Annotated in this window: 2 protein-coding genes; both read right to left on the bottom strand. The window is 45.5% G+C overall.

The window, feature by feature from the left end:
- Positions 1 to 4: 4 nt before the first annotated feature.
- Positions 5 to 520, bottom strand: coding sequence for an rRNA maturation RNase YbeY (ybeY, locus tag ACTHUT_RS18785; protein WP_128582234.1), 516 nt, complete (start codon positions 518 to 520; stop codon positions 5 to 7).
- 297 nt (positions 521 to 817) lie between these two features.
- Positions 818 to 2,086, bottom strand: a 1,269-nt coding sequence (locus ACTHUT_RS18780) for a YadA family autotransporter adhesin (protein WP_440419381.1), incomplete at its 5' end; no start/stop codon positions are given.

The following is a 2,086-nucleotide window of genomic DNA, read 5'->3' as shown; positions in this document are numbered from 1 at the left end:
CATTTTAATATTCGTCCTCTTGGTAGGGGTTGGGGAAGCCTGCCGCCAGCATCAGGCGGATTTCTTCGGCTTCCATTATTTCGGCTTCATCGTCTTCGATGTGGTCGTAGCCCATCAGGTGTAAAGTACCGTGTATGGTCAGGTGGGCAAAATGCTGCTCGGGTGTTTTGCCTTGTTCGGCGGCTTCTTTCAAAACCACTTGCGGGCAAATCACCAAATCGCCATACAGGCCGTCTGAAAACTGGTCGGGCAGGATTTCGCCTTCGTTGAGCGCGAAACTCAAGACATTGGTGGCGTAATCTTTGCCGCGGTAGTCGCGGTTGTAAGCGCGGGCTTCTTCTTCGTCCAGAAGAATCAGGCTGATGTCTGCGCGGCGGTATTCGTTTTTTAAGGCAGACCACGCCCAGCGGTAAAAATCGCGTTCGCTCGGAAGGTTGGCGGCGGAAGAAGCGTTTTCAAAGTTTAGATGAAAACGTTGCCGCTGTAAGGATAAAAAAGGATATTGTTTGGCGCGTTTCATGTTGTCCGGAAAATTGGGTTTTTAGGCGTAAATATAACATATTCACCCTCATGCCGTCTGAAAAACCGCCCAAAAAAAGTGTATCACAACACCACCAAACCATTAGTGGATTACTACCAAGCAGAAGCCAAAGCGGGCAACACCTAATATTTCCGCTTAGACGGCACGCAAAAAGTAGAAGATGTCAGCAAAGCATTAGACAAAATCTTAGCATAATTTCTCATCGCAACAAAAAAGCCATTCTATTTCAGAATGGCTTTTTTATTATGCTCCGATTAACTCGGAATTAACAGTTTATTACCATTGGTAAAACGCACCGGCACCCACACCGTAGTTACCACGGCTATTGGTAGAAACGCTGGCTTTAAACACCCAGTTTTCATTAGGGGTAACACCGGACACACCAAGAGAAACCGCAGATTGACCACCATAGAAACCGGTACCCACACCCACACCGATAGCACCGGCTTTGGTGGATTGAGGAACAGAAGCGTGAGCAATCGCACTCGCAACACCGCCTCTCAAGTCTTTATTTAAGAGGTTTACATTGCCACGCAATTCATTGATGGAATCGTTATTATCCGCTAATTGAGTGTTAATCGCCGCAATATTATTCGCGTTAGTCTGAATGTTAGCTGTGTTAGCCGCAATATTAGCCGTATTAGCCGTAATCTTACCCGTGTTAGCCGCAATATTAGCCGTATTAGCCGTAATCTTACCCGTGTTAGCAGCAATATTAGCTGTATTAGTCGCAATATTACCCGTGTTAGTCGCAATATTACCCGTGTTAGTCGCAATATTGGTTTTGTTGGTTGCGATATCGGCTTTATTAGTTGCAATATCGGTTTTGTTTTTCTCAACTTTACCGTCTAAAGATTTCAATTGAGCCACGTTCACTGCATCAGTATCTTTTGTACCCGCAGCAACGCTGGTGATTTGACGGGTGATATTGTTGTCAACGTCACCAACAGAAACCGCAGCATGTGAAGCTTTCCAAGCTGCACTTGTCTCAGTTGTAGCAGCTTGAGTTGACGGATCATATCCTACAGCCTCTTTATTAACAGTTGCTTTAGAGTATGAACCTAATGCAACGCCATTTTCTACATCAGCGCCTGAAAATGCACCGATAGATACAGCATAATTTTTAGTTGCTCCAGTATCCGGTATAGACGCTAAACCAATACTCACAGATCCAAAGCCTGTAGCCTTAGCATTTGAACCTACAGCAACAGAATAAGTGCCTGTTGCTTGGGTGGATACCCCAACAGCAGTTGTAGCTAGCCCTGTAGCATTAGCTTGATTACCAAGAGCCGAAGCATTATCTCCATCAGCTTTAGCACCATAACCGTATGCACTCGCACCGTTTCCTTTTGCAACGGTGTCTGTACCTACTGTTGTCGCACCGCCAATAGCGGGGCTAGTGTTTCCATCATTAGCCTTAGCATTGCGACCAACAGCGACATCCTTTGAAATACCAACTGTAGCAGTTTCAGTGCCAGAACTAGCATTAATAAAATCATCTGCTGCATTAGCAAGCGTAGAAACACCCAATGCAGAAAGAAGTAC

It is taken from the genome of Neisseria sp. P0022.S010 (genome assembly GCF_051956635.1).
The sequence above is the reverse complement of the archived record's forward strand: the minus strand, read 5'-3'. Positions and strand labels throughout refer to the sequence as shown.